Source organism: Leifsonia poae (assembly GCF_050632865.1).
GTDB classification, from domain to species: domain Bacteria; phylum Actinomycetota; class Actinomycetes; order Actinomycetales; family Microbacteriaceae; genus Leifsonia; species Leifsonia poae_B.
Map to the genome: position 1 here is coordinate 1,040,248 of NZ_JBODSA010000001.1, position 25,135 is coordinate 1,065,382.

Annotated in this window: 25 protein-coding genes, 1 tRNA gene and 3 pseudogenes; 19 read left to right on the forward strand and 10 right to left on the reverse strand. The window is 70.7% G+C overall.

Annotated elements, in window-relative coordinates:
* Positions 1-7 precede the first annotated feature (7 nt).
* Positions 8-625 carry a vitamin K epoxide reductase family protein gene (locus ACRAWB_RS05240; RefSeq protein ID WP_431352360.1) on the reverse strand — a complete coding sequence of 206 codons (618 nt, stop codon included), beginning with the start codon at positions 623-625 and terminating at the stop codon, positions 8-10.
* A 308-nt stretch (positions 626-933) separates the two neighbouring features.
* Between ACRAWB_RS05240 and ACRAWB_RS05245 the strand changes: the two genes are divergently transcribed.
* Positions 934-3,441 carry an Rne/Rng family ribonuclease gene (locus ACRAWB_RS05245; protein ID WP_431352361.1) on the forward strand — a complete coding sequence of 836 codons (2,508 nt, stop codon included), beginning with the start codon at positions 934-936 and terminating at the stop codon, positions 3,439-3,441.
* A gap of 4 nt (positions 3,442-3,445) precedes the next feature.
* Here ACRAWB_RS05245 and ACRAWB_RS05250 read toward each other — a convergent pair.
* Positions 3,446-3,720: pseudogene (locus ACRAWB_RS05250) on the reverse strand (DUF4031 domain-containing protein).
* 252 nt (positions 3,721-3,972) lie between these two features.
* Here ACRAWB_RS05250 and rplU point away from each other — a divergent pair.
* The 11 genes and pseudogenes from rplU (at position 3,973) to ACRAWB_RS05305 (ending at position 11,950) form a co-directional block, all read left to right on the forward strand.
* On the forward strand, positions 3,973-4,281 hold the full coding sequence (rplU, locus tag ACRAWB_RS05255) for a 50S ribosomal protein L21 (protein WP_431352362.1): 309 nt from the start codon (positions 3,973-3,975) through the stop codon (positions 4,279-4,281).
* A gap of 30 nt (positions 4,282-4,311) precedes the next feature.
* Positions 4,312-4,569 (forward strand): 50S ribosomal protein L27, encoded by a 258-nt coding sequence (gene rpmA, locus ACRAWB_RS05260; RefSeq protein WP_285117004.1) that lies wholly within the window; start codon positions 4,312-4,314, stop codon positions 4,567-4,569.
* A 79-nt stretch (positions 4,570-4,648) separates the two neighbouring features.
* Positions 4,649-6,201 (forward strand): annotated as a pseudogene (obgE, locus tag ACRAWB_RS05265) (GTPase ObgE).
* Positions 6,198-7,040: a glutamate 5-kinase gene (gene proB, locus ACRAWB_RS05270; RefSeq protein WP_431352363.1), complete on the forward strand. Its 843-nt coding sequence runs from the start codon at positions 6,198-6,200 to the stop codon at positions 7,038-7,040. The pseudogene obgE and the gene proB overlap by 4 nt, the downstream one beginning before the upstream one ends.
* A 9-nt stretch (positions 7,041-7,049) precedes the next feature.
* Positions 7,050-8,327, forward strand: a complete 1,278-nt coding sequence (locus ACRAWB_RS05275) for a glutamate-5-semialdehyde dehydrogenase (protein WP_431352364.1) — start codon at positions 7,050-7,052, stop codon at positions 8,325-8,327.
* Positions 8,328-8,381: 54 nt separating this feature from the next.
* Positions 8,382-8,618, forward strand: a complete 237-nt coding sequence (locus ACRAWB_RS05280) for a hypothetical protein (protein WP_431352365.1) — start codon at positions 8,382-8,384, stop codon at positions 8,616-8,618.
* A 28-nt stretch (positions 8,619-8,646) separates the two neighbouring features.
* The gene (nadD, locus tag ACRAWB_RS05285) at positions 8,647-9,249 is read left to right on the forward strand and encodes a nicotinate-nucleotide adenylyltransferase (protein WP_431352711.1); all 603 of its coding nucleotides are present in this window, start codon (positions 8,647-8,649) and stop codon (positions 9,247-9,249) included.
* Positions 9,246-10,655, forward strand: a complete 1,410-nt coding sequence (locus ACRAWB_RS05290; RefSeq protein ID WP_431352366.1) for a hypothetical protein — start codon at positions 9,246-9,248, stop codon at positions 10,653-10,655. Before nadD ends, ACRAWB_RS05290 begins: the two co-directional genes overlap by 4 nt.
* 64 nt (positions 10,656-10,719) lie before the next feature.
* On the forward strand, positions 10,720-11,097 hold the full coding sequence (rsfS, locus tag ACRAWB_RS05295; RefSeq protein ID WP_431352367.1) for a ribosome silencing factor: 378 nt from the start codon (positions 10,720-10,722) through the stop codon (positions 11,095-11,097).
* An 85-nt stretch (positions 11,098-11,182) separates the two neighbouring features.
* A tRNA-Ala gene (locus ACRAWB_RS05300) sits at positions 11,183-11,255 on the forward strand.
* 68 nt (positions 11,256-11,323) lie between these two features.
* A complete protein-coding gene (locus ACRAWB_RS05305) occupies positions 11,324-11,950 on the forward strand; it encodes a GNAT family N-acetyltransferase (RefSeq protein WP_431352368.1) in 627 nt (208 codons plus the stop codon).
* Here ACRAWB_RS05305 and ACRAWB_RS05310 read toward each other — a convergent pair.
* Both ACRAWB_RS05310 and ACRAWB_RS05315 read right to left on the reverse strand, forming a co-directional pair.
* Positions 11,937-13,112 (reverse strand): RtcB family protein, encoded by a 1,176-nt coding sequence (locus ACRAWB_RS05310; RefSeq protein WP_431352369.1) that lies wholly within the window; start codon positions 13,110-13,112, stop codon positions 11,937-11,939. The genes ACRAWB_RS05305 and ACRAWB_RS05310 overlap by 14 nt on opposite strands.
* Positions 13,113-13,419: 307 nt before the next feature.
* Positions 13,420-13,665 carry a hypothetical protein gene (locus ACRAWB_RS05315; RefSeq protein ID WP_431352370.1) on the reverse strand — a complete coding sequence of 82 codons (246 nt, stop codon included), beginning with the start codon at positions 13,663-13,665 and terminating at the stop codon, positions 13,420-13,422.
* A gap of 225 nt (positions 13,666-13,890) precedes the next feature.
* On the opposite strand from ACRAWB_RS05315, the gene ACRAWB_RS05320 reads away from it, so the two are divergent.
* Both ACRAWB_RS05320 and ACRAWB_RS05325 read left to right on the forward strand, forming a co-directional pair.
* On the forward strand, positions 13,891-14,034 hold the full coding sequence (locus tag ACRAWB_RS05320) for a hypothetical protein (RefSeq protein WP_431352371.1): 144 nt from the start codon (positions 13,891-13,893) through the stop codon (positions 14,032-14,034).
* The gene (locus ACRAWB_RS05325) at positions 14,024-14,902 is read left to right on the forward strand and encodes a response regulator transcription factor (protein WP_431352372.1); all 879 of its coding nucleotides are present in this window, start codon (positions 14,024-14,026) and stop codon (positions 14,900-14,902) included. Before ACRAWB_RS05320 ends, ACRAWB_RS05325 begins: the two co-directional genes overlap by 11 nt.
* Before the next feature lie 15 nt (positions 14,903-14,917).
* Here the strand turns inward: ACRAWB_RS05325 and ACRAWB_RS05330 are convergent, their stop codons facing one another.
* Genes ACRAWB_RS05330 through ACRAWB_RS05340 form a run of 3 tightly spaced genes read right to left on the reverse strand, consistent with a single transcriptional unit; the run spans position 14,918 to position 18,109 of the window.
* Positions 14,918-15,955, reverse strand: coding sequence for a thioredoxin (locus tag ACRAWB_RS05330; protein ID WP_431352373.1), 1,038 nt, complete (start codon positions 15,953-15,955; stop codon positions 14,918-14,920).
* Positions 15,945-16,898, reverse strand: coding sequence for an alpha/beta fold hydrolase (locus ACRAWB_RS05335; RefSeq protein WP_431352374.1), 954 nt, complete (start codon positions 16,896-16,898; stop codon positions 15,945-15,947). The genes ACRAWB_RS05330 and ACRAWB_RS05335 overlap by 11 nt, the downstream gene beginning before the upstream one ends.
* Complete coding sequence (locus tag ACRAWB_RS05340) at positions 16,895-18,109, reverse strand: epoxide hydrolase family protein (protein ID WP_431352375.1); 1,215 nt, start codon at positions 18,107-18,109, stop codon at positions 16,895-16,897. The genes ACRAWB_RS05335 and ACRAWB_RS05340 overlap by 4 nt, the downstream gene beginning before the upstream one ends.
* A gap of 234 nt (positions 18,110-18,343) precedes the next feature.
* Between ACRAWB_RS05340 and ACRAWB_RS05345 the strand changes: the two genes are divergently transcribed.
* Positions 18,344-19,681 (forward strand): LCP family protein, encoded by a 1,338-nt coding sequence (locus ACRAWB_RS05345; RefSeq protein ID WP_431352376.1) that lies wholly within the window; start codon positions 18,344-18,346, stop codon positions 19,679-19,681.
* Here ACRAWB_RS05345 and ACRAWB_RS05350 read toward each other — a convergent pair.
* Both ACRAWB_RS05350 and ACRAWB_RS05355 read right to left on the reverse strand, forming a co-directional pair.
* A complete protein-coding gene (locus tag ACRAWB_RS05350; RefSeq protein ID WP_431352377.1) occupies positions 19,678-19,884 on the reverse strand; it encodes a DUF6186 family protein in 207 nt (68 codons plus the stop codon). The two genes, ACRAWB_RS05345 and ACRAWB_RS05350, sit on opposite strands and share 4 nt — an antisense overlap.
* On the reverse strand, positions 19,881-20,519 hold the full coding sequence (locus tag ACRAWB_RS05355) for a hypothetical protein (protein ID WP_431352378.1): 639 nt from the start codon (positions 20,517-20,519) through the stop codon (positions 19,881-19,883). Before ACRAWB_RS05355 ends, ACRAWB_RS05350 begins: the two co-directional genes overlap by 4 nt.
* Positions 20,520-20,589: 70 nt before the next feature.
* Between ACRAWB_RS05355 and ACRAWB_RS05360 the strand changes: the two genes are divergently transcribed.
* Positions 20,590-21,987 (forward strand): MFS transporter, encoded by a 1,398-nt coding sequence (locus ACRAWB_RS05360; protein WP_431352379.1) that lies wholly within the window; start codon positions 20,590-20,592, stop codon positions 21,985-21,987.
* On the opposite strand, the gene ACRAWB_RS05365 is transcribed toward ACRAWB_RS05360, so the two are convergent.
* Positions 21,969-22,802 (reverse strand): UbiA family prenyltransferase, encoded by an 834-nt coding sequence (locus ACRAWB_RS05365; protein ID WP_431352380.1) that lies wholly within the window; start codon positions 22,800-22,802, stop codon positions 21,969-21,971. The genes ACRAWB_RS05360 and ACRAWB_RS05365 overlap by 19 nt on opposite strands.
* Before the next feature lie 69 nt (positions 22,803-22,871).
* On the opposite strand from ACRAWB_RS05365, the gene ACRAWB_RS05370 reads away from it, so the two are divergent.
* From ACRAWB_RS05370 to ACRAWB_RS05380, 3 genes and pseudogenes are all read left to right on the forward strand, one after another.
* Entirely contained in the window at positions 22,872-23,549 is a 678-nt protein-coding gene (locus ACRAWB_RS05370; RefSeq protein WP_431352381.1) for a DUF433 domain-containing protein, read from the forward strand.
* Position 23,550: 1 nt separating this feature from the next.
* The gene (locus ACRAWB_RS05375) at positions 23,551-23,958 is read left to right on the forward strand and encodes a hypothetical protein (protein ID WP_431352382.1); all 408 of its coding nucleotides are present in this window, start codon (positions 23,551-23,553) and stop codon (positions 23,956-23,958) included.
* Between the two features lie 55 nt (positions 23,959-24,013).
* A pseudogene (locus ACRAWB_RS05380) lies at positions 24,014-25,026 on the forward strand (LacI family DNA-binding transcriptional regulator).
* Positions 25,027-25,135 lie beyond the last annotated feature (109 nt).

Sequence of the window (25,135 nt, forward strand, 5' to 3'; positions counted from 1 at the left end):
CAGAGGCTCAGATGAACGCGCGGTGGATCCAGTCGAGCTGGATCTGCGCCAGCACGGCGACGATCGCGTAGCAGACGATCGTGATCAGGGGCACCCAGCTGTAGAGCGTCCCGAACAGACGACGTGCGCGCTCCGGCACCGGGATGTTGCCCTCCTTGAGGTTGTACAGCGTCACCGCCCAGAACGTCGGGATGGTGACGACCCAGGTGACCATGCACCACGGGCACAGCACGTTCAGCACCGTCAGGGACTGCGTGATCAGGAAGATCACGAGCACCAGCGCAAGCAGCACGCCGACGTTGAAGGCGATCCAGTACCAGCGGGCGAAGCGCGCGCGGGTCGCGAGCAGACCGACGCCGACGGCGATCGTGGCCGTCCAGCCGCCGATCCCGAGCAGCGGGTTCGGGAAGCCGAGCAGCGAGCCCTGCCAGGAGTTCAGGTTCTTGGAGCAGCCGACCAGCACCGAGAAGTTGCAGGACAACTGCGCATTCGGGTCCTCGAGAAGGTGGAACTTGTCCACCGTGAGCATGAACGCGGCCCAGAGGCCGATGGCCCCGGCGACGATGAGGAAGACAGCGAGAGCGGTCGGGCGGCGGTAGGCGGCCTCGGTGGGAAGGTCGGACACCCTCGGATTATGGCACGCCGCCTGCGTGTCGCCCTGGGAGAGGAACGCCGGAAGCGCGGCCCGTGCGATAATCGTTGCAGCAGTCGTCCCGGCTCCGGCCGGGAGGAACGACAAAGGCTTGTGGGCGCCTGGAGCGCCCAGTGAAAGGCCGGCCGTAGAGGCCGGCGGAGAACAGTGAGAAGGAGGCCTGCCGCGCCACGAGCCCGGCGGCATCCGAACAGGATTGAGGGAGGCGCCGCACGCGCCGCCTCCCGACGGAGAGTACCCGGCGAGCGGGGAACCGCCGCCGGTCGAGGAGTGCACCAGCGATGGTGGATAACGAGAATATCGACAACACGAACGACAACGAGACGGAGACGGGAGGACGGAAGCGCAAGGGCCTCTTCGGCACGCGACGCGTGGTGAGGAAGGCGGCTCCGAGCGTTTCCGAGACCGTCGCTCCGGCCGCTGACGAGCCTGAGGTGGGGGCGGTGGCCGAGCAGGCCCAGGCCGCACCGGAGCAGGCGGCGACCGAGCAGGCGGCGCCCGCGGCGCAGGTCGACCCGACCGCGCCCGTGACGCCCGAGCCCCCGGCGCTGCCGGAGAAGCTGGGCGACGCCGAGACGCCGGCCGCAGCCTCCGCGCCCGGCCTGCCGCCGACCACCCTGCTCTTCCAGGCACCGGACATCCTGCCGCTCCCGCCGCTCCCGGAGGGCGAGGAGGAGCCGCCCACCGGCGTCCGCCGCCGCTCCCGCCGCCGCGCCGGGGAATCCGGCCGCGAAGGGGCCAACGACCCGGCCAACACCGTGGTCAAGGTGCGCACACCGCGTGAGCCGGAGCTCATCACCGAGCCGCAGAAGGTAAAGGGCTCCACGCGCCTCGAGGCGAAGAAGCAGCGCCGCCGCGACGGCCGTGACGCCGGCCGCCGCCGTCCCGTCATCACCGAGGCCGAGTTCCTGGCCCGCCGCGAGTCCGTCGATCGGCAGATGGTGGTCCGCTCCAAGGGCGGCCGCATCCAGATCGGCGTGCTGGAGGACAAGGTCCTCGTCGAGCACTACGTCGCCCGCTCGCAGGAGGCGTCGCTCATCGGCAACGTCTACCTGGGCCGCGTCCAGAACGTCCTCCCGAGCATGGAGGCCGCGTTCGTGGACATCGGCCGTGGGCGCAACGCCGTGCTGTACTCCGGCGAGGTCGACTGGGATGCCGTCGAGACCGGCAACCAGCCGCGCCGCATCGAGCTGGCGCTGAAGGCGGGCGACCGCGTCCTCGTGCAGGTCACCAAGGACCCGGTCGGCCACAAGGGCGCCCGCCTCACCAGCCAGATCTCGCTGCCCGGCCGCTACCTCGTGTACGTGCCTAACGGCTCCATGAACGGCATCAGCCGCAAGCTCCCGGACACCGAGCGCGCGCGCCTCAAGAAGATCCTCAAGGAGGTGCTGCCCGAGAGCGCCGGCGTGATCGTGCGCACCGCCGCCGAGGGGGCCACCGAGGAGCAGCTGACGCTCGACGTCAACCGTCTGACCGCGCAGTGGGCTGACATCAGCCAGCGCGTCGAGACGCAGCAGGCTCCCGCGCTGCTGCACAGCGAGCCGGACCTCCTGATCAAGATCATCCGCGACGTCTTCAACGAGGACTTCCAGAAGCTGATCATCGCCGGCGACGACGCGCGCCAGACCATCGAGAACTACCTCCGCCAGGTCGCTCCCGACCTGCTCGATCGCGTGGAGCCGTACGAGGGCGAGCGCGACGCGTTCGACGAGTACCGCATCACGGAGCAGATCGAGAAGGCGCTGGAGCGCAAGGTGTGGCTGCCCTCGGGCGGCTCGCTCGTCATCGACCGCACCGAGGCGATGACCGTCGTGGACGTCAACACCGGTAAGTTCGTCGGCTCCGGCGGCAATCTGGAAGAGACGGTCACCAAGAACAACCTGGAGGCCGCGGAGGAGATCGTCCGCCAGCTGCGCCTCCGCGACATCGGCGGCATCATCGTCGTCGACTTCATCGACATGGTGCTCGAGTCGAACCGCGACCTCGTCCTCCGCCGCCTGGTGGAGTGCCTGAGCCGCGACCGGACCAAGCACCAGGTCGCCGAGGTCACCTCGCTCGGACTCGTCCAGATGACCCGCAAGAAGCTCGGCCTCGGCCTGCTGGAGACCTTCAGCGAGGCGTGCGAGGTCTGCGCCGGTCGTGGCGTGATCGTCCACCACGACCCGGTGGTGAAGCACCGCCAGCCGCAGCAGCAGCCGTCCAACGAGCGCCGTCGCGGCCGCGGCGGCAACGGCGGATCCGGAAACGGGAACGGTAACGGCGGATCGCCGGCCGGCTCCAACGGCAACGGGAACGGCCACGCCGGCACGCATGAGATCACCGACGACGCCAAGAACGCGCTGGCCAAGATCGCGGCGTCGACCATCCACCACCACGAGGACGACGCGAAGCCGTCCGAGGGCGAGCAGGTGGAGGTGTCGGAGGTGACCGTCGCGGAGGTGACGGTGACCGAGGTCACGGCCAAGAAGCGTCGCCGCAAGGGCAAGGGCGGCGCCGACCGTCAGCAGGCGCCGGAGCAGCAGGCTGCTTCGCAGGAGCCGGCGACGCAGGCGGAGGCTCCGGAGGCCGCGCACGACGCCGCCGACGCGGGCATCCCGCTCATCGAGCTCCCCGAGCCCGCGCCCGTCCAGGCGCCGCAGCGGCCGTCGCAGCACGAGACCGAGTTGCTGCTCGACTCCGTGCTCGACGCGCTGCCCGCTCCCAAGGAGCCGGGACAGGGTCGCAGCCGCAGCCGTCGCGCAAGCACCGCGGTCATCGCCGGCGGCGAGCTGGCCCCGAAGGGCGAGTAGGGCGTCAGTGCCGCCGGACGCGGTCGCGGGCCTTCACCCGCAGACCGCTGGCAATGAGTCGCGACACGAGCTCGTGGCCGGAGACGGGGTGCGCCCCGGCGGCCACGAGCTCGTCGTGGCGCTTGTCCGGCACGTCGTAGTGGTCGAGATCGAACGCGCGCCGCGGCACCTCGTTCGCGGCCGCGAAGGCGTGCAGTTCGTCGAGCGACGCGTCGCTGACCAGATGCGACCACAACATGCCGTGGGCCGGCCATGCCGGGGATCGATCAGGACCGTCATAGAATGATTGTAGGAACGGGCTCCGACACCGGCCGGAAGGCTTCCCACCGAATTGACGGTGGCCTGGGCGTCGGGTAAAGTTGACCGTTGGTGTGTGCCGGGTGCTGCTCGGCCGCCAACATGGTTTTCTGAGAGCCGTCGGTCGCAACACGCGAACGGGCGGACTCGCCAGTGATATCCAACAAAGTAGAAGAGCAGGACCAGGTCCGCGGCAGCGCCGGGAACTGTTCCCCGACGAAAAGGTACTGACAAGTGGTTTACGCAGTTGTGCGCGCCGGTGGCCGGCAGGAGAAGGTCGAGGTCGGCACCATCGTGACGATGGACCGCATCAAGGCCGACGAGAACGGCACGGTCCAGCTCGCGCCGGTGCTGCTGGTCGACGGTGACACGATCACCTCCGACGCCAAGTCGCTCGCGAAGGTCGTCGTGACCGCCGAGGTCCTGGGCGACCTCCGCGGCCCGAAGATCCACATCCAGAAGTTCAAGAACAAGACCGGCTACAAGAAGCGCCAGGGCCACCGTCAGGAGCTCACGCGCGTCAAGATCACCGGCATCAAGTAGCCGACAGACCGTTCTCGAGGAGAAGAAGACATGGCACACAAAAAGGGAGCGAGCTCCACTCGCAACGGCCGCGACTCCAACGCGCAGCGCCTCGGCGTGAAGCGCTTCGGCGGCCAGACCGTCAACGCGGGTGAGATCCTGGTCCGCCAGCGCGGCACGCACTTCCACCCCGGCGTGAACGTCGGCCGTGGCGGCGACGACACGCTGTTCGCCCTCGCCGCCGGCGCGGTCGAGTTCGGCAACAAGGGCGGCCGCAAGGTCGTCAACATCGTGGCTGCCGAGGCCTGAGCCTCCCCACGAGCACCACTTCCGGATGGGCGGGCTTCGGCCCGCCCATCCGCGTTTCACCACAATCTAGGAGAGCACCATGGCGACCTTCGTCGACCGCGTGACACTGCACTTGCGCGCGGGCAACGGCGGGAACGGGTGCGTCTCGGTCCGTCGCGAGAAGTTCAAGCCGCTGGCAGGCCCCGACGGCGGCAACGGCGGCAACGGCGGAGACATCGTCCTCGTCGCCGACCCGCAGGTCACCACCCTGCTCGGCTACCACCGCCACCCGCACCGCGCGAGCGACAACGGCGGGTTCGGGATGGGAGACCACCGCAGCGGTCACACCGGCGAAGACCTCGAACTGCCCGTTCCGGTCGGCACCGTCGTCAAGGACGAGGACGGCGTGGAGCTCGCCGACCTCACCGAGCCGGGCATGCGCTTCGTCGCGGCGGCCGGCGGCGTCGGCGGACTCGGCAACGCGGCTCTGGCGAACCCGAAGCGCAAGGCGCCCGGCTTCGCCCTGCTCGGCACCCCCGGGTGGGAGGGCGACATCCGCCTCGAGCTCAAGACCGTCGCCGACATCGCCCTCGTCGGCTACCCGTCGGCCGGCAAGTCGAGCCTCATCGCCGCCCTCTCCGCGGCCAAGCCGAAGATCGCGGACTACCCGTTCACGACGCTCCACCCGAACCTGGGCGTGGTGCAGGCGGGCGACGTCCGCTACACCGTCGCCGACGTCCCCGGCCTCATCGAGGGCGCGAGCGAGGACGCGGCCTCGGCCTCGAATTCCTGCGCCACGTCGAGCGGTGCTCGGCGCTGCTCCACGTGCTCGACTGCGCGACCCTCGAGCCCGGCCGCGACCCGCTGAGCGACCTCGACGTCATCCTCGCCGAGCTCGCCGCCTATCCCGTGCCCGAGGGCCAGACGCCGCTGCTGGAGCGCCCGCAGCTGATCGCCCTCAACAAAATCGACGTCCCGGATGCTCGCGAGCTCGCCGAGTTCGTCCGCCCGGAGCTCGAGCAGCGCGGCTACCGCGTGTTCGAGATCTCCACCGTCAGCCACGAGGGGCTGCGTCCGCTGTCGTTCGCGCTGGCCGAAATCGTCGAGAAGGCGCGCACGGAGCAGCTGGAGCTGGAGCAGGCGCGTCCCCGCATCGTCATCCGCCCGAAAGCCGTCGACGACTCCGGCTACGTGGTCAAGGTCGAGGGCGGCACCGACGGTCCCGTCTACCGCATCCTGGGCGCGAAGCCCGAGCGCTGGGTCGCCCAGACCGACTTCGCGAACGACGAGGCCGTGGGCTATCTGGCCGACCGTCTGGCGAAGCTGGGCGTGGAGGACGCGCTGGTGCGCGCCGGTGCCGTGGCCGGGTCCACCGTCGTCATCGGCCGGAACAACGGCGTCGTGTTCGACTGGGAGCCCACGCTCACCTCGACCGCCGAGCTCATCACCGCGCCGCGCGGCACCGACGCCCGCCTGGACACGAACGCCCGGCCGACACGCAACCAGCGTCGCGAGGACTACTTCGACCGGATGGACGCCAAGGCCGAGGCCCGCGAGGAGCTGCTGCGCGAACGCGAGGCCGGCCTCTGGCAGGACGACAGCTACGACGAGAACGCCGTGCGCACGGCGGAGGAGGAGAGCAGCGAGGGATGACGATCGACGACCGCAGCCAGATCCCGACCGCCCGGCGCATCGTCGTCAAGGTGGGCTCGTCGTCCATCAGCGGCGAGAACGCCGGTCAGATCGCGCCGCTGGTCGACGCCCTCGCCGAGGCGCATGGCCGCGGCACCCAGGTCATCCTCGTGTCGTCCGGCGCCATCGCGACCGGCATCCCGTACCTGTCGCTCTCCGAGCGTCCCACCGATCTCGCCACCCAGCAGGCGGCGGCCGCGGTCGGCCAGAACGTGCTGATCTACCGCTACCAGGACAGCCTCGACCGCTACGACATCGTCGCCGGCCAGGTGCTGCTGACCGCCGGCGACATGGAGAACCCGACACACCGGAGCAACGCGAAGCGGGCCATGGAACGGCTGCTCGACCTGCGCATCCTGCCCATCGTCAACGAGAACGACACGGTGGCGACGCACGAGATCCGGTTCGGTGACAACGACCGCCTGGCGGCGCTGGTCGCGCTGCTGGTCGAGGCGGACCTCCTGGTGCTGCTGTCGGATGTGGATGCTCTGTACACGCGGCCGCCGCACGAGGCGGGCGCCGAGCGCATCGAGCACGTCGGCTGGGACGACGAGCTGGCCGGAGTCGAGATCGGGTCCACGGGGCTCTCCGGTGTCGGCAGCGGGGGAGCGGTGACCAAGGTGTCTGCGGCGCGGCAGGCCGCCGAGCGCGGAACGGCCGTCGTCCTCACTGCGACCTCGCTCGTCTCGCAGGCGCTGCGGGGCGAGCAGGTCGGCACGTGGTTCGCGCCCGCGCCGACCGAGGACGGGTTGTCCACAGGTTCGTCGTCGGCCGTCACCTCGGACGCCGCCGCGTCCTAGTATCGACGCATGTCCTCGATCACCCAGGCGCCCGCCGCCACGCTGTCGCTGCAGGAGCGGCTGGCCGCTGCCAAGACCGCGTCGCGCGCGCTGGCCGTGGCCAACACCGAGCAGAAGAACCGCGCGCTGCGGGCGATCGCCGACGGCGTGCTCGCAGCCTCCGACGAGGTGTTCGCCGCCAATGAGCTCGACCTGGCGAACGGCCGCGAGAACGGCCTGTCGACGGGGCTCCTCGACCGGCTGACGCTGAGCCCGGCGCGCCTGCAGGGCCTCGCCGACGCGGTGCTCGAGGTCGTCGGGCTGACCGATCCGGTCGGCCAGGCGGTGCGCGGCAGCGCTCTGCCGAACGGCGTCAAGATCACGCAGGTGCGCGTGCCGTTCGGCGTCGTCGGCGCGATCTACGAGGCGCGGCCCAACGTGACCATCGACATCGCGGCGCTCGCGATCAAGAGCGGCAACGCGGCGGTGCTGCGCGGCGGAAGTGCCGCGATCGAGACCAACCGCGTGCTGGTGCGGGTCATCCAGGAGGCTCTGGCATCGGCGGGTCTGCCCGCCGACGCGGTGCAGACCATCGACGACTTCGGTCGGGAGGGCGCGGCCGAGTTGATGACGGCGCGCGGCTTCGTCGACGTCCTCATCCCGCGGGGGAGTGCCGACCTCATCCAGACGGTCGTCACCCAGTCCACCGTCCCGGTCATCGAGACCGGCGCCGGCGTCGTGCACGTGGTGCTCGACGAGTCGGCCCGCGAGGACTGGGCGGTCGACATCGTGCGCAACGCCAAGGTCCAGCGGCCGAGCGTGTGCAACGCGGTCGAGACGCTGCTCGTGCACCGTGCCGCCGCCGACCGGCTGCTGCCGCCGGTCCTCGGCGCGCTGCGGGAGGCCGGGGTCACCATCCACGCCGACGAGCGCGCGCTGCCGTTCGCCCCGGACGGGGTGCCGGTCACCGACGAGGACTACGCCACGGAGCACATGAGCCTCGACATCTCGGTCAAGGTCGTCGACGACCTCGACGAGGCGATCGACCACATCCGCCGCTACTCGACGCAGCACACCGAGTCGATCATCACAAGCGACCTCGAGAACGCCGAGCGCTTCCTCGCCGAGGTCGATTCGGCCGTCGTCATGGTCAACGCCTCGACGCGGTTCACCGACGGCGGCGAGTTCGGGTTCGGCGCCGAGGTCGGCATCTCGACCCAGAAACTGCACGCGCGGGGGCCGATGGGGCTGCCCGAGCTCACCAGCACCAAGTGGATCGTCCGCGGGTCCGGCCAGATCCGGGCGTAGGCGACCGCTAGACTCGTCATCGGGCCGTGAGGCCCGCAGAAAGGACCACGCACGATGTCATTCCTGACGACCGTCCTCGCCGAGGCCGAGACGCACGTCGAGCTCCCGATGCCGGCCTGGGCGTTCGGCGCCATCGCGATCGTCATCTTCATCTCGCTCGCGTTCGTGATCTGGAGCTTCAAGGACGTCGCCAACCGGCACAGCCACCGCTCCGCCCCCGACGCGGCCGCGCACGCCGGCGCCCCGGGTGCCACGCACCACGGCACCGGCCACCCGACCCAGGGACACTGAGCCGGCCCGCGCGCGGGCTGACGCCGGCATGGAACTGACGCAGACGGGCCGGCCTCGGATCGGCGTGATGGGCGGCACCTTCGACCCGATCCACCACGGCCACCTGGTCGCCGCCAGCGAAGTCGCCCAATCGTTCGACCTGGACGAGGTCGTGTTCGTGCCGACCGGCCAGCCGTGGCAGAAGGGACCGGTCACCCCGGCGGAGCACCGCTACCTGATGACCGTGATCGCCACCGCGTCCAACCCTCGGTTCACCGTCAGCCGCGTCGACATCGACCGCGGCGGTCCCACCTACACGATCGACACGCTGCGCGATCTGCACGAGGAACGTCCGGATGCCGAGCTGTTCTTCATCACGGGAGCGGACGCGATCGCGCAGATCCTCAGCTGGCGCGACGTCGCCGAGCTGTGGGAGCTCGCGCACTTCGTAGCTGTGAGTCGTCCGGGACACGACTTGAGTATTTCTGGATTACCGGAGCAGGACGTAAGCTTGTTGGAAGTTCCGGCCCTGGCGATCTCCTCGACCGATTGCAGGAGCCGGGTCAGCAGGGGATTCCCGGTCTGGTACCTCGTGCCGGATGGGGTCGTTCAGTACATCTCCAAGCACCATCTGTATCGGAGCGTGGCATGACATCGTGGCCTGAACAGCCGCCGACGGGCCAGCCGCAGGCGCAGACGCGGCGACAGGCACGGGAGTTCGAGCGCTCGCGTCGCGCGGGCACGGCTGAGCCGACCCCTGCGGGCCAGATCCCGGAGATGACCACGTCCGGGCAGCGTGACGACGACGCAGCGCCCACGGTCGAGACCGCTGCGGCTGAGACCGCCGTGCCCGAGGCTGCTGCACCTGAGACCGGCGCGCCCAAGGCTGCCGTTCCGGCGGCCCAGGCGGACGAGCGTCCCGCCATCCCCGCGAGCGCCTTCGCCGAGCCCGGTGTCTCGTCGCCCTCGGGCAACTCCTTCGGCCTGTTCCGCCAGGCGCCCGACCCCTCGCAGCCCGAGCCCGTGACCCAGCCGATGGCGATCCTCCAGCCCGCCGACTCGGCGGCGCCCGCTGCCGCTTCCAGCGCCCCGGCGTCGGCGACGAACGCACCCGCAGCCGGCGATTCAGTTCCCGAGCGCACGCTCACCCGGCGTGAGCTCCGCGCCATGCTGCAGGCCCAGCAGGCGAACGCGCAGGCCAACCACCCGGCCGCGGTCGGCGAGCCGGTGTTCCCGGTGACGTTCACCTCCGGCCCCGAGTCCGAGGCGGCGAACGGCGCCGAGACGGCGGCGGCCGCTCCCGCGGCGTCCAGCGCCGCCGCTCCGGCCGAGGCCGACGCTCCGTCGACCAGCGAGAAGTCGGCATGGCCGTTCGCCCCGCTGACCCCGTCCTCCGCTCCGGGCGCCTCGCGCACCGCCGAGCCCGAGACCACGGTGACCCAGAGCTCCACATCGCCGTTCGCCGCGTTCGGCGCGCCGACTGCGCCCAAGGCGGAGACGCCTGCGCCCGCGCAGGCCGCGTCCGCTGCAGCTGCCCCGGTCGACGCGGAGGAGGACACCTCCGCGCAGGAGCGCCGCCCGTTCACCCCGCCGACCGGCCACTGGTCGACCGCGGCCGAGCTCGACGACCAGAACCAGCCGATCACGACCCGCAACGTCACGCAGTCGACGGCCGCGACCACGACGAACGCGCTCATCCTGCCGGTCATCCCGCAGCCGGATGTCAGCTCGCCGCTCACCCAGACGGGCGAGATCCTGGTCACCGGATCCATCGACCTGCCTCGCGGCATGGGCGCGACCGGCGCGCACCCCGACCGCATCGACTCCTCCGACATCGACCGCCTGCTCGACGGCGAGGAGAACGAGTTCAACACGTCCGAGGTGCAGCCGGTGCGGGCATCCCGCGCCATCAGCACGCACACCTCGACCCGCGGCGTCATCGCGCCGCCCAAGAAGCGCGGCAACGCCCTCCCGGTCATCCTGATGACCGTCGCGGGCGTCCTCGCCGTCGGCGTCATCGGGCTGCTCGTCGCGGCCTACGTCCTGAAGGTGTTCTGATCATCCGCGCGTCCGCATCCATCTACGCATCACCCTCGCACCGAACGCGACCGGAGGACTCTCTGTGACCGCATCCCAGCACGCCCGGGACATCCTGCAGGTGGCAGCCGCCGCCGCCGACTCGAAGGGCGCGCAGGATCTCGTCGCCCTCGACGTCTCCGGCCCGCTGCCGCTGACCGACGCGTTCCTGCTGGCCAGCGGCCGCGTCGAGCGCAACGTGCTCGCGATCGCCTCCGAGGTCGAGGACAAGCTCAACGAGGCCGGCGTCAAGACCCTCCGTCGAGAGGGCAAGGCCGAGGGCCGTTGGGTGCTGCTCGACTTCGGCGACCTGGTCGTGCACGTCTTCCACGAGGAGGACCGCATGTACTACGCGCTGGAGCGGCTGTGGAAGGACTGCCCGGTGCTCCCGATCCAGCTGCCGGTCCACGAATCGGCCGAGTAGCCCTCAGTTTTTTCTCGCGCCTGCGATGTAGTAGGCTTGAGGAGTTGTCCCGGGAGGTCCGAACGGCCCGAACGGAACACACTCTGGGTCTGTGGCGCAGCTGGTAGCGCACCTGCATGGCATGCAGGGGGTCAGGGGTTCGAGTCCCCTCAGATCCACCGAAACCCCCGGTCGAGAGCGGAAACGCTCCGCCGGGGGTCTTTTCTTTGCCGCTACAGTTCTCGGTATGCAGAGCCGCAGCGCCACGCCCGCCGACGTCGATGCGATCACCACGACGATCGCGCTCGCGTTCCGGGACGACCCGGTCTGGGGTCCCGCGCTCGAGGCGGCTGACGGGAGCACCGGCCACCTGGAGCCGTTCTGGCGTTTCTTCGTCGAGGGCGCCATCCCGCATGGCGCGGTCCGCCTCGCCGACGGTCCGGACGGCGAGGCGGCGACCGTCGCGATCTGGCTCCCGCCGGAGGTCCCCGAGCTGACCGATGAGCAGGAGGCCGAGGCCGACGCCCTGATGCGGCGGACGCTGACGCCCGACCGCTTCGAGGCGTACCAGCGCCTCTGGGAGCGGTTCGAGGAGTCCCACCCGCACGACCGGTCCCACATGTACCTGAGCCTGCTGGCAACGCACCCCGACCACCGCAGCCGCGGGATCGGCCAGCAGTTGCTGGCCGAGAGCCTGCGCGCCTTCGACGAGCAGGGCATCCCCGCCTATCTGGAGTCCACGAACCCCGCCAACGACCACCGCTACGAGCGGGCGGGGTTCCGCCCGCTCGGCGGCTTCCGTTCGGTGATCGATGGGGCGGCCGTCACGACCATGTGGCGTGACGTGCCGCCCGCGCCGGTCAGTCGCCCTTGACGTTGACGAGCTGACGCAGCGTGTGCCGCACCTCGACGAGGTCCGCGGCGTCCGCCATCACCTGGTCGATCGGCTTGTAGGCCTGCGGGATCTCGTCCAGGAAGGCGTCGGTGTCGCGGAACTCGATCCCCGTCATCGCCTCCCGAAGCTGCTCCACGGTGAAGCGCTTGCGCGCCGCCGACCGCGAGAACTGCCGCCCGGCGCCGTGCGGCGACGAGTGCAGCGACAGCGGATTTCCCTTCCCCGCGACGACGTAGGAGGCGGTGCCCATCGAGCCCGGGATCAGCCCGGGCTGCCCCGGACGCGCCGAGATCGCGCCCTTCCGCGACACCCACACCTCCCTGCCGAAGTGGGTCTCCCGCTCCGTGAAGTTGTGGTGGCAGTTGATGCGCCCCTGCTCGATCACCGGCGTGCCGAACCACTCCGACGTCTGCCGCACCAGGCGGTCCATCATCTCCTCGCGGTTGAGCAGGGCGAAGTGCTGCGCCCACCGCAGCTGGGCGATGTACGCGTCGAATTCGGCCGTGCCCTCCACCAGGTAGGCGAGGTCCTTGTCGGGGAGCTCGATCCACCACCTTCGCATCAGCTCCTGGGCGACGGCGATGTGGTGGCCGGCGATCCGGTTGCCCACGCCGCGCGAGCCCGAGTGCAGGAACAGCCACACGGCGTCGTCCTCATCCAGGCTCACCTCGATGAAGTGGTTGCCGGAGCCGAGCGTCCCCAGCTGGTACTCCCAGTCGCGCCTGTGCTCGGCCGGGTCGAACCCGGCCTCCTCGGCCATCCGGGTGAGTTCGGCGATGCGCGGCTCGGCGGTCGCGACGATCTTCCGGTTGCGGGCGCCGGCCGACAGCGGGATGGCGCGCTCGATGTCCGTCCGCAGCACCGACAGCGGCGTCGTGATGGCCGCCACGTCGTCGCGGGTGAACTGCGTGCGGACGGCGATCATCCCGCAGCCGATGTCGACCCCGACGGCGGCCGGCATGATGGCGCCGAGCGTCGGGATGACCGACCCGACCGTCGCACCCAGGCCCAGGTGCGCGTCCGGCATCAGGGCGAGGTGCGGGTGGATGAACGGCATCCGCGAGGTGGTGACCGCCTGGGTGCGCGTGGAGTCCTCCAGCAGGGAGGCCCAGCTCAGCAGGCGGTTCGAGATTCTTTCCATGATCCTTTCGTCTCTTCATCGGTGTGCGGCCGGGACGGCCGGACCGACGCGAGACGCGAAGGAAGGACAGCCCCGGTCCTCGAACGGCGGGGCTGCGGCAATGGTGCTACAGACCCCGGATGCGCTCGAGCGCGCGGAAGCGATTGTCGCGCTGCGCGTACTGCAGAGAGCTCAGCTGCAGGGGGCTCATCGCGTGTCCTTCCGTTCGGCGTTCGTCAGCGTGGGCTGCCTGCGCCCGGTGGCGCAGGGTTCCCGACTGTACCGGGTCGGGGCCCTGGGGGGCAAGGAGCGGTCAGCGCGGGGGCCGCTACGGGCTTCTCCGATCTCGCACCACGACGGCGAGAATCCCCGTCGTGGGATCGTCGATGCCGGGCGTGCGCGTCGCGCGGAGTTCCGCGAGCGTGTCTGCGTCCATCCATTCGGGTGGATCGTCGACGACGGCCAACTCCGGGTAGCGCTCTCGTACGGCCTCTGCGGACGGTGCACTGACGAAGCCCCACAGGCCGCCCATTCCGTAGTCGTATACGACCAGGTACTCGTGGTGGTCGTTCACCGGCGGCAGACCGGCGTCAGCGCAGCCGGCGCTCCTCCTCCTGCTCCAGGCGCTCCTTCTCGGCGTCCTTCGCCTCCTGCTCCTTTTGGATCTCTTCTTCGCGCGGCGTCTTGTTCGTCATGCTGCGAGCGTAGCCGCCGGGCCTCGGCGGCGGAACGGTCGGTCGGCCGTTGTGCGGGCCGAGCGGCCTGCACTACCCTCGCGAAGCGGGGCGGATGACGGACCATGACGGACAGCGGACGTGCAGCGGACACCGTGACCTGCGCGGGCGGGGTGCTCGACCATTACCGGCACGTCTGCCTGCAGGAGAACCCGTTCTTCCTGCCGCCGGAGGACTTCCTGGGGGAGCAGGACCGCGATGGACGCTGACGACCGCACCTGGATGCGCGACCTCGGCGCGCTGCTGGCGCTGCCCTCCCTCTGGGTCGACCACACCCCGACTGAGATCGCCGACGGGCTGCTCAGCGTGCTCGTCGGGATGCTGCGTCTGGATGCGGCGTTCGCCCGGTTCGCCGGACCGGACGAGGGAGAAGCACTCGAAGCCTGGCGCCCGTCCGGACCCGCCGCTCGGCTGCGGCTGCTGGCGGCGATCGACGGTGACGGACGTGAGAACGCCGGACGCCGCCCGGGCGTGACCACGGGTGCGCTCCGCTCGCACGACACGGACGCGGACGACATTGCGAAGGTCGCCACCCTCGATCTGACGCTGCCCTGGGGCACCGGCGTGGTCGCCGTCTCCGCCCCGCGGCCGGACTTCCCGACCGAGCGCGAGACGCACCTCTTGCGGGTCGCGGTGGGTCAGGCCGCGATCGCGCTGCACACCGCTCGGCGGATCGCGCGGGAGCAGGCGGCACGGCGGGACGCCGAGCGGGAGCTGGATCGTCGGGACCGGATGCTGCGGTCACTGATGGACGACCTGTCGCCGGCGCTGGCGGCGTTGTCCAGGCGGCTGCAGCAGGTGGCGCGCGACACCGAGCGGCCGACGCCCCAGCCCGTGGCCACCCCGCCGACGCCCGCGGCGGCCTCGGCGATCGCACCGCTCGCCGCCTCCCTCACCCGCCGCGAACTGGAGGTGCTGGGTCTCCTCGCGCAGGGCCTGTCCAACAAGGAGATGGCGGCGCTCTTGTGGCTGAGCGACCGCACCATCGAACGCCACATCACCAGCCTCTACCGCAAGATCGGGGTGGCCCGGCGAAGCGAGGCCACCGCGTACGCCCTGCGGCACGGGATCGCGTGAACGGGCAGCCGCTCCTCACCCGAAGGTGAAGCAGTAGGCCTCCGCCCCGGGCGCGTCGAACCGCAGCTCCACGACCCGCTGGCGGATCGGGCCGGTCTGGCGGACCAGCTGGAACGTGTCCTGCCGGTCGAGCACGCCGCGGCCCTCTGCATCCACATCGGTCCCGTGGGCGTCGCCCGGCGGCTCGCCGTCGAGGAGCACCCGGAACGGGATGCTCGTGCCGGCCGGTGTCGGACCCATGACGAGATTCGCATCCCGGGCCTGGAAGGCGAAAGCCACCCCGCCGTCCGCCTCGCCGAGCACGGCGGCGTGCCGCGCCTGCGTCCACAGGCCGTCGAGCGTCCAGGCGTTCAGCGGCAGCCGTCGGTCGGCCGTGTACCGTTCCGGCCGGTCGTACCGGTCGGGCGACTCGTCGACGAAGCCGCTGCTCTGCGCGTAGCCCAGGTACGTCTCGGGCGAGCGGAGGTCGCGCCAGTCCGCGGCGACCTCCAGCCCCACCGGGTCGACCATCACCAGGTCGAGGTCGACATCGTGAGCTCCCGCGTCCCTCAGCAGCCGCTGGATCATCATCTCGGTGCGCGCGTACTCGCCCTCGCCGAAGTGGTGGTACCGGAGGATGCCGTCCGCGTCAGCGAGGTAGACGGCGGGCCAGTAGTGGTTGGCGAAGTCGCCCCACACGCCGTAGTCGTCGTCCACCGCGACCGGGTAACGCACCCCGAGCGCTGCGGTCCGCGCGACCACATTGCTGCGGTCGTGCTCGAAGCCGAACTCGGGCGTGTGCACGCCGAGGATGGTGAGCCCGTCGTCCGCGCACTTCTCGTGCCAGGCACGGAGGTACGGGAGGGTCCGCAGCCAGTTGACGCACGTGTACGTCCAGAAGTCGACGAGCACCACGCGGCCGCGCAGCCCCTCCGGCGTCAACGGCTCGCTGTTCAGCCACCCGGTCGCCCGGGAGAACGACGGGAGGCGGCCCTCATCCGGCAGAGCCTCCTCGTCGCCGGCGAGCCGGTGCGCAATCGAACGGAACAGCCCGCGGGAGCGGTCATCGGACACCGGACGCCTCCTCCGATCCGCGGGCGAGGATCCCGGCCATGCGGGCGGTGTCGATCACGGCGTCGGCGAAGGCTCGCGGTGCCTCCTGCGCGAGGTTGTGGCCGACTCCGCCGCCGATGGTCCGGTGCTCGTAGGGCCCGGTGAACCGGTCACGGTAGGCGGCGGGCTCGAGGTGGAAGGCGCCGTTGGCGTCGCCCTCGAGGGTGATCGCCGGGACGGCGATCGGGGGCCGGGCGGCGAGCCGTTCCTCCACGTCGTCGAACCGCGGGTCGCCGGGCGCGAGACCGAGGCGCCAGCGGTAGTTGTGGATGACGATGTCGACGTGGTCCGGGTTGGCGAACGCCGGCCGGCTGCGCTCGAAGTCGGCGTCGGTGAACGCCCACTCCGGCGACGCGGTTCGCCAGATCAGGCGGGCGAAGTCGTCCCGGTACCGGTCGTAGCCTTCGCGTCCCCGCTCGGTGGCGAAGTAGTACTGGTACCACCACGCCAACTCGCTCGCGGGCGGCAGCGGATGCGCGTTGGCGGCCTGCCCGGCGACGAGGTAGCCGCTCGCGGTGACCTGGCCGAGGACGCGCTCGGGCCAGAGCGCGGCGAGGACGTTCGTCGTCCGGGCGCCCCAATCACAACCGCCGATGAGCGCCGCGTCGATGCCGAGGGCGTCGAGGAGCGCGAGGGCGTCGGATGCGAGCGCGGCCGGCTGTCCGTTCCGCAGCGCCCCCGGGTCGCGGAACCTGGTCGTCCCGTACCCGCGGAGGTACGGCACGACCACGCGGAACCCCGCGTCGACGAGCAACGGGACGACGCCGTCGTAGCAGTGGAGGTCGTAGGGCCAGCCGTGCAGCAGCAGCACGGGAGGAGCATCGGGCGCTCCCGCATCCGCGTAGCCGACGTTCAGCTCGCCGGCGTCGACCTGCTGCACCGGCAGCGGATCCGCCCCGCTCACCGCAGCGACCGGAACGTCGCGCGGACCTCCTGCGAGAACAGCTCCGGCTGCTCCCAGGCGGCGAAGTGGCCGCCGCGGTCGAGGCGGTTGAAGTGGATGAGGTGCGGGTACGCCGCGGTCGCCCACGTCCGCGGTGCCGCGTAGATCTCATCCGGGAAGACGCTCACGCCGGTGGGCAGCGGCACGCCCTTCGGCGCGAAGAACGCGAGCTTGCTCTCCCAGTACAGCCGGGCGGAGGAGACGGCGGTGTTCGTGAGCCAGTAGAGCGTCACGTTGTCGAGCACGTCGTCGCGACTCAGCCCCTCGGAGCCGCCCTGGAAGACGCGGGCGATCATGTCGTAGCTGCGCGCATCGTGGTCGAGCATCCACGCCGCAAGGCCGACGGGGGAGTCGGCGAGCGCGTAGAGCGTCTGCGGCTTGTTGCCCATCTCCTGCGCGTAGGCCAGCCCGTGCGCGTAGAAGTAGGCCAGCTGGTCCCAGGCGCCCCGCTCCTCGTCGTTCAGGTCGGCCGGCGGGTCCTGGTGGGCGTCGAGGGCGGATTGGATGGCGTCGGGCACGGTCGCCGGCATGTTGGTGTGGATGCCGACGAGTCCGGGAGGCTGCAGCAGTGCCAGCTGCTCCGTGACGGCGTTGCCCCAGTCGCCGCCCTGGGCGACGTAGCGGTCGTAGCCGAGCCGTTCCATGAGCTGCGCCCAGGCCTTCGCGATCCGGATGGGGTCCCATCCCGTCGCGTCCGGCTTGCCCGAGAAGCCGTGCCCGGGGAGCGAGGGGATGACGAGGTGGAAGGCGTCGGACGCGTCGGCGCCGTGCGCGGTCGGGTCGGTCAGCGGTCCGACGATCTTCAGCTGCTCGATGATGGACCCCGGCCAGCCGTGGGTGACGATCATCGGCAGCGCCTCCTCGTGCGGCGACCGGACGTGGATGAAGTGGATGTCGAGTCCGTCGATCTCGGTGACGAACTGGTCCAGCCCGGCGAGCCGCGCCTCCATCGCCCGCCAGTCGTACTCGTTCGCCCAGTAGTCGGCGAGGGCACGCATGACGTCGAGCCGGACCCCCTGCGACGTGTCGTCCACGGTCTCCCGTTCGGGCCAGCGGGTGGCGAGGATGCGGCGCTTGAGATTGGCGAGCTCGTCGTCTGAGGCGGTGTAGTGGAAGGGGCGGATCTGGGGCGCGGCGCTCCCGGCGGCCGGGCGCGGTTCGGTGACGGTCATGGGGTCCTCCTGCGGGTGTGGCGGCGGCCGAGTGACCCCCGCACGACGAGCGTGCGCGTGGTGGGCGGGCGGTGGCATCCGGAAGACCCCCAAGGGCATGCGGGGTGGATGAAGGAATTGGGGGAAAGCCCCTACGCGTCATGAGAACGGTCACACCCCGCCCGCGCGCTTCGCAGCCGGGGGAAAGGCTGGGCGGCTAGGATCGCGTCAACGACCGACGACCGAGGGATGCCGATGACCGATCTGCCGCGACGCCACCAGCGCGCCCGCGGACCGGAGGGCGTCCGGCACGGCCGCCTGCCCCGGCGGCGCGGCGCCGTGGCTGCCCTCAAGCTGCTCGCCGCCGTCGTGGTCGTCGCCTTCGTGAGCGCCGGGTCCATCGCGGCCTACGCCGTGTGGGATGTGGCGCGCTCGATCAAGACCGGCGTGCATCTGCAGGCGGCGCCGGGGCAGTCGGCGATCCCTCAGGACATCCCGAACGTCTCCGCCATGCCGGGCGGCATCAACCTCCTGCTCGCCGGGACCGACAGCCGCAGCGACCTCGGCGGCATCTACAACAGCGCGGAGGAGCAGGACGCCAGCAGCGGCGCCGGCAACAACGACGTCACGATGCTGCTGCACATCGCCCAGGACCACAAGAGCATGATGGTGGTCAGCTTCCCGCGCGACCTCATGGTCGCCATCCCGGATTGTCCCGACCCGAACGGCCAGGGGACGATCGACGGCACCTCGTACGCGCAGTTCAACACGGCCCTGTCGCGCGGCGGCCTGAACTGTGTGGTGGCGACCGTGTCCAAGATGACCGGGCTGACCATCCCGTTCGCTGCGACCATCAACTTCAACGGCGTGAGCGCGATGTCGAACGCCGTCGGGGGAGTGACGGTGTGCCTCGCGAGCCCGGTCACCGACGACTACACGAACCCGCCGCTCGACCTGCCGGCGGGCGAGAGCACGATCGTCGGGGATATGGCCCTCTCGTTCCTGCGCAGCCGCCACGGCGTCGGCGACGGCAGCGACCTCGGCCGCATCTCCAACCAGCAGGTGTTCCTCTCGGCGCTCGCGCGCAAGATCGTGAGCGGCGGCGTCCTGTCGAACCCCGTGCAGCTCTACTCCCTCGCGAAGGCGGCGGTGGACAACATCACGCCGTCGGAGAGCCTGACCAATCCGACCACGCTGGTGCAGATCGCTCTCGCGCTGAAGGACACCGGGCTCGAGAACATGGTCTTCGTGCAGTATCCGGCGGTCACCGACCCGGACGACCCGAACCGCGTCGTCCCCGACGACACGGCCGCGAGTGCGCTCGACGAGGCGCTGGTGAACGACCAGCCGGTCAAGCTCACCGGCTCCACCGGCCGCGCGGCGGAGGACCCGACCGCGACCGCGTCGCCCGCGCCGGATGCGGGGGCCGGCGGCGAGCCGTCCCCGGTGACGCCGACCACTCCGGCCGCACCCGCCGCACCGGACACCGGCGCGACGCCCGCGCCGACCGGCTCCGGCGGACCGATCGACCTGCCGTCGACGATCACCGGCCAGACCGCCGCACAGCAGACCTGCACCAAGGGCAACAACTAGGGCTGCGGCGGCACGACCAGGAAGTGCCAGCCGATCCACCACCAGAACAGCATCACGGTGAAGCGGGCGGCGCGGTCGGTCATCACGATGTCCAGCACGGTGGTGAGCCGCGCGACAGTCCCCGGTGCGATCCGCGCCTGCACCACCAGCGCGACGATCAGCAGCCCGCACAGCACGAACCCGGCCGTCGTGATGTCCCTCATCGCCTCCGCCCCCTCCGGATGAGCGCATACCCGCCGAGCAGCCAGAGCGCCACGAGGACGCCGCGCGCGGGCTGCCAGGCGAGCACCGGATCCATGAGGTCGGACAGCGCGGGGAAGTCCTGCTCGTGCGCGGGCAGGTCGCGGCCGAGGAAGAACGCGCCGATCTCCCAGGCGCAGCCGGCGGCGATCACGGCCGACCAGAGGACCGCAGCGCGGCGGACCGGACGGGAGGAGGCATCCGTCGCCTCGGCCGCGCCGGCGGGCCGGTCGGCCCAGACGACCGGGAGCAGCAGTACGCCGAGGCCCACGACGATCGCCGTGTCCGCGGGGCCGTACAGCGGCGTCACAGCCACGGTCAGCGCCGCGACGGCGATCAGCACCCCGGCGACGATCCTCCGCGACAGCCTGTCACGGTCGGAGCGTAGCCGCAGCGGGATGCGCAGCCAGCGCAGCTGGTCGAGGACGAGCGCGGCGGCCCCGAGCCCGTAGATCCACGCGTCAACGGGGGCTCCGCGGACCACATGGAAGAGGGTGGTCACGAGCAGGACCGCGATCCATGCCAGGCGCGTCAGCAGCAGAACGCGGGCCGAGGCGGTGCGCCGTTCGGACGGCGCGGCGCGCCCCTGCTCAGCCATGCGCGAACTCTACGCCGCGCCCCGCGCGGCGCGCTTGCCGCGCCGCCCTCCGGACGCGTTGAATGAGCCCATGGCCACAACGCGGATCGAACCGATGACGTCCCTTCAACTCCGGGTGCTCGTCATCGCGATCCTGTCGAGCTTCGTCGCGTTCCTGGACGGCGCCGTCATCAACGTGGCGCTCCCCGCGATCTCGAAGGAGCTGGGCGGCGGCCTGCAGCTGCAGCAGTGGGTGGTGGATGCGTACCTCGTCACCCTCGGCTCGCTCATTCTCATCGCGGGCTCGCTGTCGGATGTGTTCGGCCGCAAGCGCGTGCTCTACGCGGGGCTGATCGGCTTCGGCGTCACGTCGCTGCTGTGCGCCTTCGCGCCATCCGGGGTGTTCCTGGTGCTCGCGCGGGCGCTGCAGGGTGTCGCGGGCGCGCTGCTCGTGCCGAGCTCGCTGGCGATCATCATCTCCCGCTTCGAGGGACCGGCGCAGGCGAAGGCGATCGGGCGATGGACCGCGTGGACCGGCATCGCGATGATCGCGGGTCCGGTGGTCGGCGGCCTGTTCGTCGACACCCTCGGCTGGCGGTGGGTGTTCGTCATCAACGTCATCCCGATCGCGATCACGTTGGTGCTCCTGATGACGGTGCACGTGGCCGATCGCGGGATGGGCGGCCGCGTCGATATCGCGGGCGCGATCCTCGGCTCGCTCGGCCTCGCGGGCACGGTGTTCGCCCTGATCGAGCAGGGTACGTTCGGCTGGGGGAGCCCGCGGGTCTGGATCCCCTTCGTGGTCGGTCTGCTCAGCCTGGCGGCGTTCTTCGTCGTCGAGACGCGGGTGAAGCAGCCGATGCTGCCGCTCGGGCTGTTCCGCGTCCACAACTTCTGGGTGGGCAACATCTCCACTTTCTTCGTCTACGGCGCGCTCTCGTTCGGACCGCTGGTCGTGACGCTGTTCCTGCAGCAGGTGGCCGGGTTCTCGGCCATTGCGGCCGGCTTCGTCTTCATCCCGTCGACGCTGTGCATGCTTCTGCTCTCGGGCTTCTTCGGCGGCCTCGCCGGGCGGTACGGGCCGCGGCTGTTCATGGCGATCGGCCCGGTCATCGCCGCCGCCGGCTTCCTGTGGCTGCTCACGATGGGCACGGACGTCAACTACTGGACGACGCTGCTGCCCGCTGTGCTGCTCTTCGGCATCGGCCTCTCAATCACGGTCGCGCCGCTCACCAGCGCGATCCTGGGCGCCATCCACCCGGAGCAGGCCGGCATCGCCTCCGCGGTGAACAACGCCGTCTCGCGCATCGCCGGTCTGCTGGCGGTAGCGGCGATCGGGATGATCATCGGCGGCACGCTCGACGAGGCGGGGCTGCACCGCGCGATGGTGGCGGGCGCCCTGCTGCTGCTCATCGGCGGCGTGGTCTCGGGCATCGGCATCCGCAACGGCGTGCCGGCGGCCGAGAAGGTTCAGACCGTCACGGACTGACCGGCGAGCGCCAGCATCACGACGTCGACGATGGCGCAGGTCATGATGAGCTGCATCAGCAGGCGTGTCGGGCTGCGGCGCAGCAGGAGCACAACCCCGGTGATCGCGGCCGCGAGTCCGATGACGAGCCCGACGAGCAGGACGGGCCGTACCGGCAGGCCGGGCCCGAACGTGATCAAGAGGGTGGCGAGTGCGAGGGCGGAGAACGCGAGCAGCCCGCTCGGCCGCGCGCCGAGGCGGTGGGGCAGGCCGCGGATGCCGGTGCGCGCGTCGTCCTCGAGGTCGGGCAGCACGTTGGTGACGTGCGCGGCGACGCCGAGCAGGGCGCCGGCCGCGTAGACCCACCACTGCGGCCACGCCGGCTGCTCCTGGCCGAGGGTCGCGATGGCGGGCAGGAGGCCGAAGGCGACGGCGAACGGCACCCAGGAGTACGCGGTCGACTTGAGGCCCAGGTTATAGGCCCAGCCGCTCGCGATGGCGATGGCGTGGACGACGAGGGCGGCGATCCCGAGCGGCAGGGTGAGGACCAGCCCGACGGCCAGCGCGATGAAGGCGGCGGCGCGGACCGTCGTCACGGAGACGTCACCGCGGGCGGCGGGCTTGTCGGTGCGCTCCACGGCTCGGTCGCGGGCCGCGTCCAGCCAGTCGTTGCTCCAGCCGATGGACAACTGGCCGAACAGGATGGCGAGGGCGAGGAGGACGAGGCGGCCGGGCGGGTAGCCGAGCCCGATGCCGAGGCCGACGGCGATCACCGTCACGACGACGGTGGGGCCGGGGTGGCTGGCGAGGAGGAGGGAGACCACCTTCTTCGCCATGGGGGTCATGGTAGTCCTCGGCGATGGCCGCAATTACTCCGCCTCCGCCGAACACGGTAGAATGTTTGCATGCAAACACCGCTGACGCGCGAGCTGCCGTACACGGCGCCCCTTTACTCGCAGAGCGAGGCCGCCCGGATCATCCAGGCTCCGCCGACGTCGTTCACGCGGTGGGCTCACGGCCAGAAGTTCAAGCAGCGCCAGGAAGGTCGTTGGGGTGAGAGCGCGCCGCTCCTCACCGGCGTTCGCCCGGGACGCGGACTCACCGTTCCCTTCACCGCCTTGGCCGAGGGGTACATCATCGAAGCGTTCCGCCGAGCCGGCCTCCCGATGGCCCGTATCCGACCCGCCATCGACGTGCTGCGGCACGAGATCGGTATGGAGGATGCGCTGCTGAGCCAGCGTCTGATGACGGACGGCGCCGAGATCCTGATCCGCAACGGCGAAGGCGATCTCGTGGTCGTCCGGAACCATCAGGGCGTCTTCAAGGAGGTCGTCAACGAGTTCCTGAAGAGCATCCAGTACGAGGACGGCTACGTCAGCGTCATCCACCTGCCGACCTTCGAGGTGGTCGATGTGGTCGTCGATCCGAAGCGGAACTCCGGACATCCGACGATCGACCGGATCGGAGTGCGGGTCGACGATGTGCTCAGTCGAGTGCGTGCCGGCGAGGCCCTGCGCGATGTCGCCGAGGACTTCGATCTCGAACCTCGCGAGCTGAGGTCGCTGATCATCCAGGCTGCCTGAGATGCAGTCCGCGCGCATGCTTCTCGACCGGTCGCTGGGGCAGCGCAAGCTGGTGTCGCGCCTCAGGGCTGCCGACTGGGATGTGACGACATTGGCCGAGCACTTCGGCGACGCCCGCGCCCAGAAGATGGCGGATCAGGAGTGGATCAGTGCGGGGACCGGTGCCGGCTTCCTCCTGCTCACCAAAGACCACATGATCGCGTCCCGCCCGCTCGAGGCCATGGCGATCCACGTCAACGACGCGCGCGTGATCGCCTTCGCGCGCGGCGACCTCACGGCGGAGGCGATGGGGGACGTCTGTCTGCAGCACGCTGTCCGGATCCACCGATTGGCGACCGTGCGGCCGCCTTTCGTCTTCTCGCTCTCCGTGAGCGGGCTCCGCCGAAAGCGTCTCAACTGGCCCGCCTAGAGAGTAACTGCAAGAAACTTGCACCCATCTGCAAGCACTTGCGTACACTACTGCCATGTCGAAACGTCTCGCCGAGGTCGCGCGCAAGGTCGGAGTCAGCGAAGCCACCGTCAGCCGTGTCCTGAACGACAAGCCCGGGGTCTCGGATGCGACCCGCCAGGCCGTGCTCACTGCCCTGGACGTGCTCGGGTACGAGCGCCCCACCAAGCTGCGGGGGAGCGCGCCCGGCTCGTCGGGCTCGTGCTGCCGGAGCTGCAGAACCCGATCTTCCCGGCCTTCGCCGAGATCATCGGCGGCGCGCTCGCGCAGAACGGCTACACGCCGGTGCTCTGCATGCAGACCGCCGGCGGCATCTCCGAGGCCGACTACGTCGAGCTGCTGCTGCAGCAGCAGGTGTCCGGCGTCGTGTTCGTCGGCGGCGCCTACGCGCAGCAGGATGCCGACCATTCCCACTACGGCCGGCTGACCGACCTCAACCTGCCGACCGTGCTTGTGAACGCACCGGTCGACAGCCTCCACTTCGCCACCGTCTCGTGCGACGACACGGTCGCCACCGCCCAGGCGCTGACCCACCTGCGCTCGCTCGGCCACGAGCGCATCGGGCTGCTGCTGGGGCCTCGCGACCACGTCCCGTCGCAGCGCAAGCTCGAGGCTGCACGCCGGCTGGCCGAGGGATGGGGCACTCCGCTCAACGAGTCGCTGGTCGTGCACTCGCTCTACTCCCTCGAGGCGGGGCAGGCGGCGGCGACGCGGCTGCTCGCGCAGGGCGTCACCGCGATCCTGTGCGCGAGCGACCCGATGGCGCTCGGCGCGATCCGCGCCGCGCGGCGGTCGGGGCTGTCCGTGCCGCGGGACGTCTCCATCGTCGGGTACGACGACTCGGCGCTGATGAACTCCACCGAGCCGCCGCTCACGACGATCCGGCAGCCGATCGAGCCGATGGGGCGCACCGTGATCGAGCTGCTGCTGCGGCAGATCTCGAGCGATTCGGCCATCCGCGACGAGCTCTTCTTCGAGCCGGAGCTCGTCGTCCGCGGGTCGACGGGGCCCGCTCCGCACCCCTCCTGACTCGCAAGCGCACGCAAAAGTACGCAAGCTGATTGCGTTTTGTTTAGTTCTTGCGTCATTTCGTCGAGCTAGCTACATTTCGGAAGCGACGACGGCGCCGGACGGTCCG

What these genes read in the sequence shown, in the direction of transcription:
- proB (WP_431352363.1), top strand. Translation starts at nt 6,198, where the DNA reads ATGACGATCGACGACCGCAGCCAGATCCCGACCGCCCGGCGCATCGTC.
- ACRAWB_RS05375 (WP_431352382.1), top strand. Translation starts at nt 23,551, where the DNA reads ATGCAGTCCGCGCGCATGCTTCTCGACCGGTCGCTGGGGCAGCGCAAG.
- ACRAWB_RS05360 (WP_431352379.1), top strand. Translation starts at nt 20,590, where the DNA reads ATGGCCACAACGCGGATCGAACCGATGACGTCCCTTCAACTCCGGGTG.
- ACRAWB_RS05355 (WP_431352378.1), bottom strand. Translation starts at nt 20,519, where the DNA reads ATGGCTGAGCAGGGGCGCGCCGCGCCGTCCGAACGGCGCACCGCCTCG.
- ACRAWB_RS05365 (WP_431352380.1), bottom strand. Translation starts at nt 22,802, where the DNA reads ATGGCGAAGAAGGTGGTCTCCCTCCTCCTCGCCAGCCACCCCGGCCCC.
- ACRAWB_RS05340 (WP_431352375.1), bottom strand. Translation starts at nt 18,109, where the DNA reads ATGACCGTCACCGAACCGCGCCCGGCCGCCGGGAGCGCCGCGCCCCAG.
- ACRAWB_RS05320 (WP_431352371.1), top strand. Translation starts at nt 13,891, where the DNA reads ATGACGGACAGCGGACGTGCAGCGGACACCGTGACCTGCGCGGGCGGG.
- rpmA (WP_285117004.1), top strand. Translation starts at nt 4,312, where the DNA reads ATGGCACACAAAAAGGGAGCGAGCTCCACTCGCAACGGCCGCGACTCC.
- ACRAWB_RS05290 (WP_431352366.1), top strand. Translation starts at nt 9,246, where the DNA reads ATGACATCGTGGCCTGAACAGCCGCCGACGGGCCAGCCGCAGGCGCAG.
- ACRAWB_RS05370 (WP_431352381.1), top strand. Translation starts at nt 22,872, where the DNA reads ATGCAAACACCGCTGACGCGCGAGCTGCCGTACACGGCGCCCCTTTAC.
- ACRAWB_RS05280 (WP_431352365.1), top strand. Translation starts at nt 8,382, where the DNA reads ATGTCATTCCTGACGACCGTCCTCGCCGAGGCCGAGACGCACGTCGAG.
- ACRAWB_RS05350 (WP_431352377.1), bottom strand. Translation starts at nt 19,884, where the DNA reads ATGAGGGACATCACGACGGCCGGGTTCGTGCTGTGCGGGCTGCTGATC.
- ACRAWB_RS05310 (WP_431352369.1), bottom strand. Translation starts at nt 13,112, where the DNA reads ATGGAAAGAATCTCGAACCGCCTGCTGAGCTGGGCCTCCCTGCTGGAG.
- ACRAWB_RS05325 (WP_431352372.1), top strand. Translation starts at nt 14,024, where the DNA reads ATGGACGCTGACGACCGCACCTGGATGCGCGACCTCGGCGCGCTGCTG.
- ACRAWB_RS05245 (WP_431352361.1), top strand. Translation starts at nt 934, where the DNA reads ATGGTGGATAACGAGAATATCGACAACACGAACGACAACGAGACGGAG.
- nadD (WP_431352711.1), top strand. Translation starts at nt 8,647, where the DNA reads ATGGAACTGACGCAGACGGGCCGGCCTCGGATCGGCGTGATGGGCGGC.
- ACRAWB_RS05305 (WP_431352368.1), top strand. Translation starts at nt 11,324, where the DNA reads ATGCAGAGCCGCAGCGCCACGCCCGCCGACGTCGATGCGATCACCACG.
- ACRAWB_RS05345 (WP_431352376.1), top strand. Translation starts at nt 18,344, where the DNA reads ATGACCGATCTGCCGCGACGCCACCAGCGCGCCCGCGGACCGGAGGGC.
- ACRAWB_RS05275 (WP_431352364.1), top strand. Translation starts at nt 7,050, where the DNA reads ATGTCCTCGATCACCCAGGCGCCCGCCGCCACGCTGTCGCTGCAGGAG.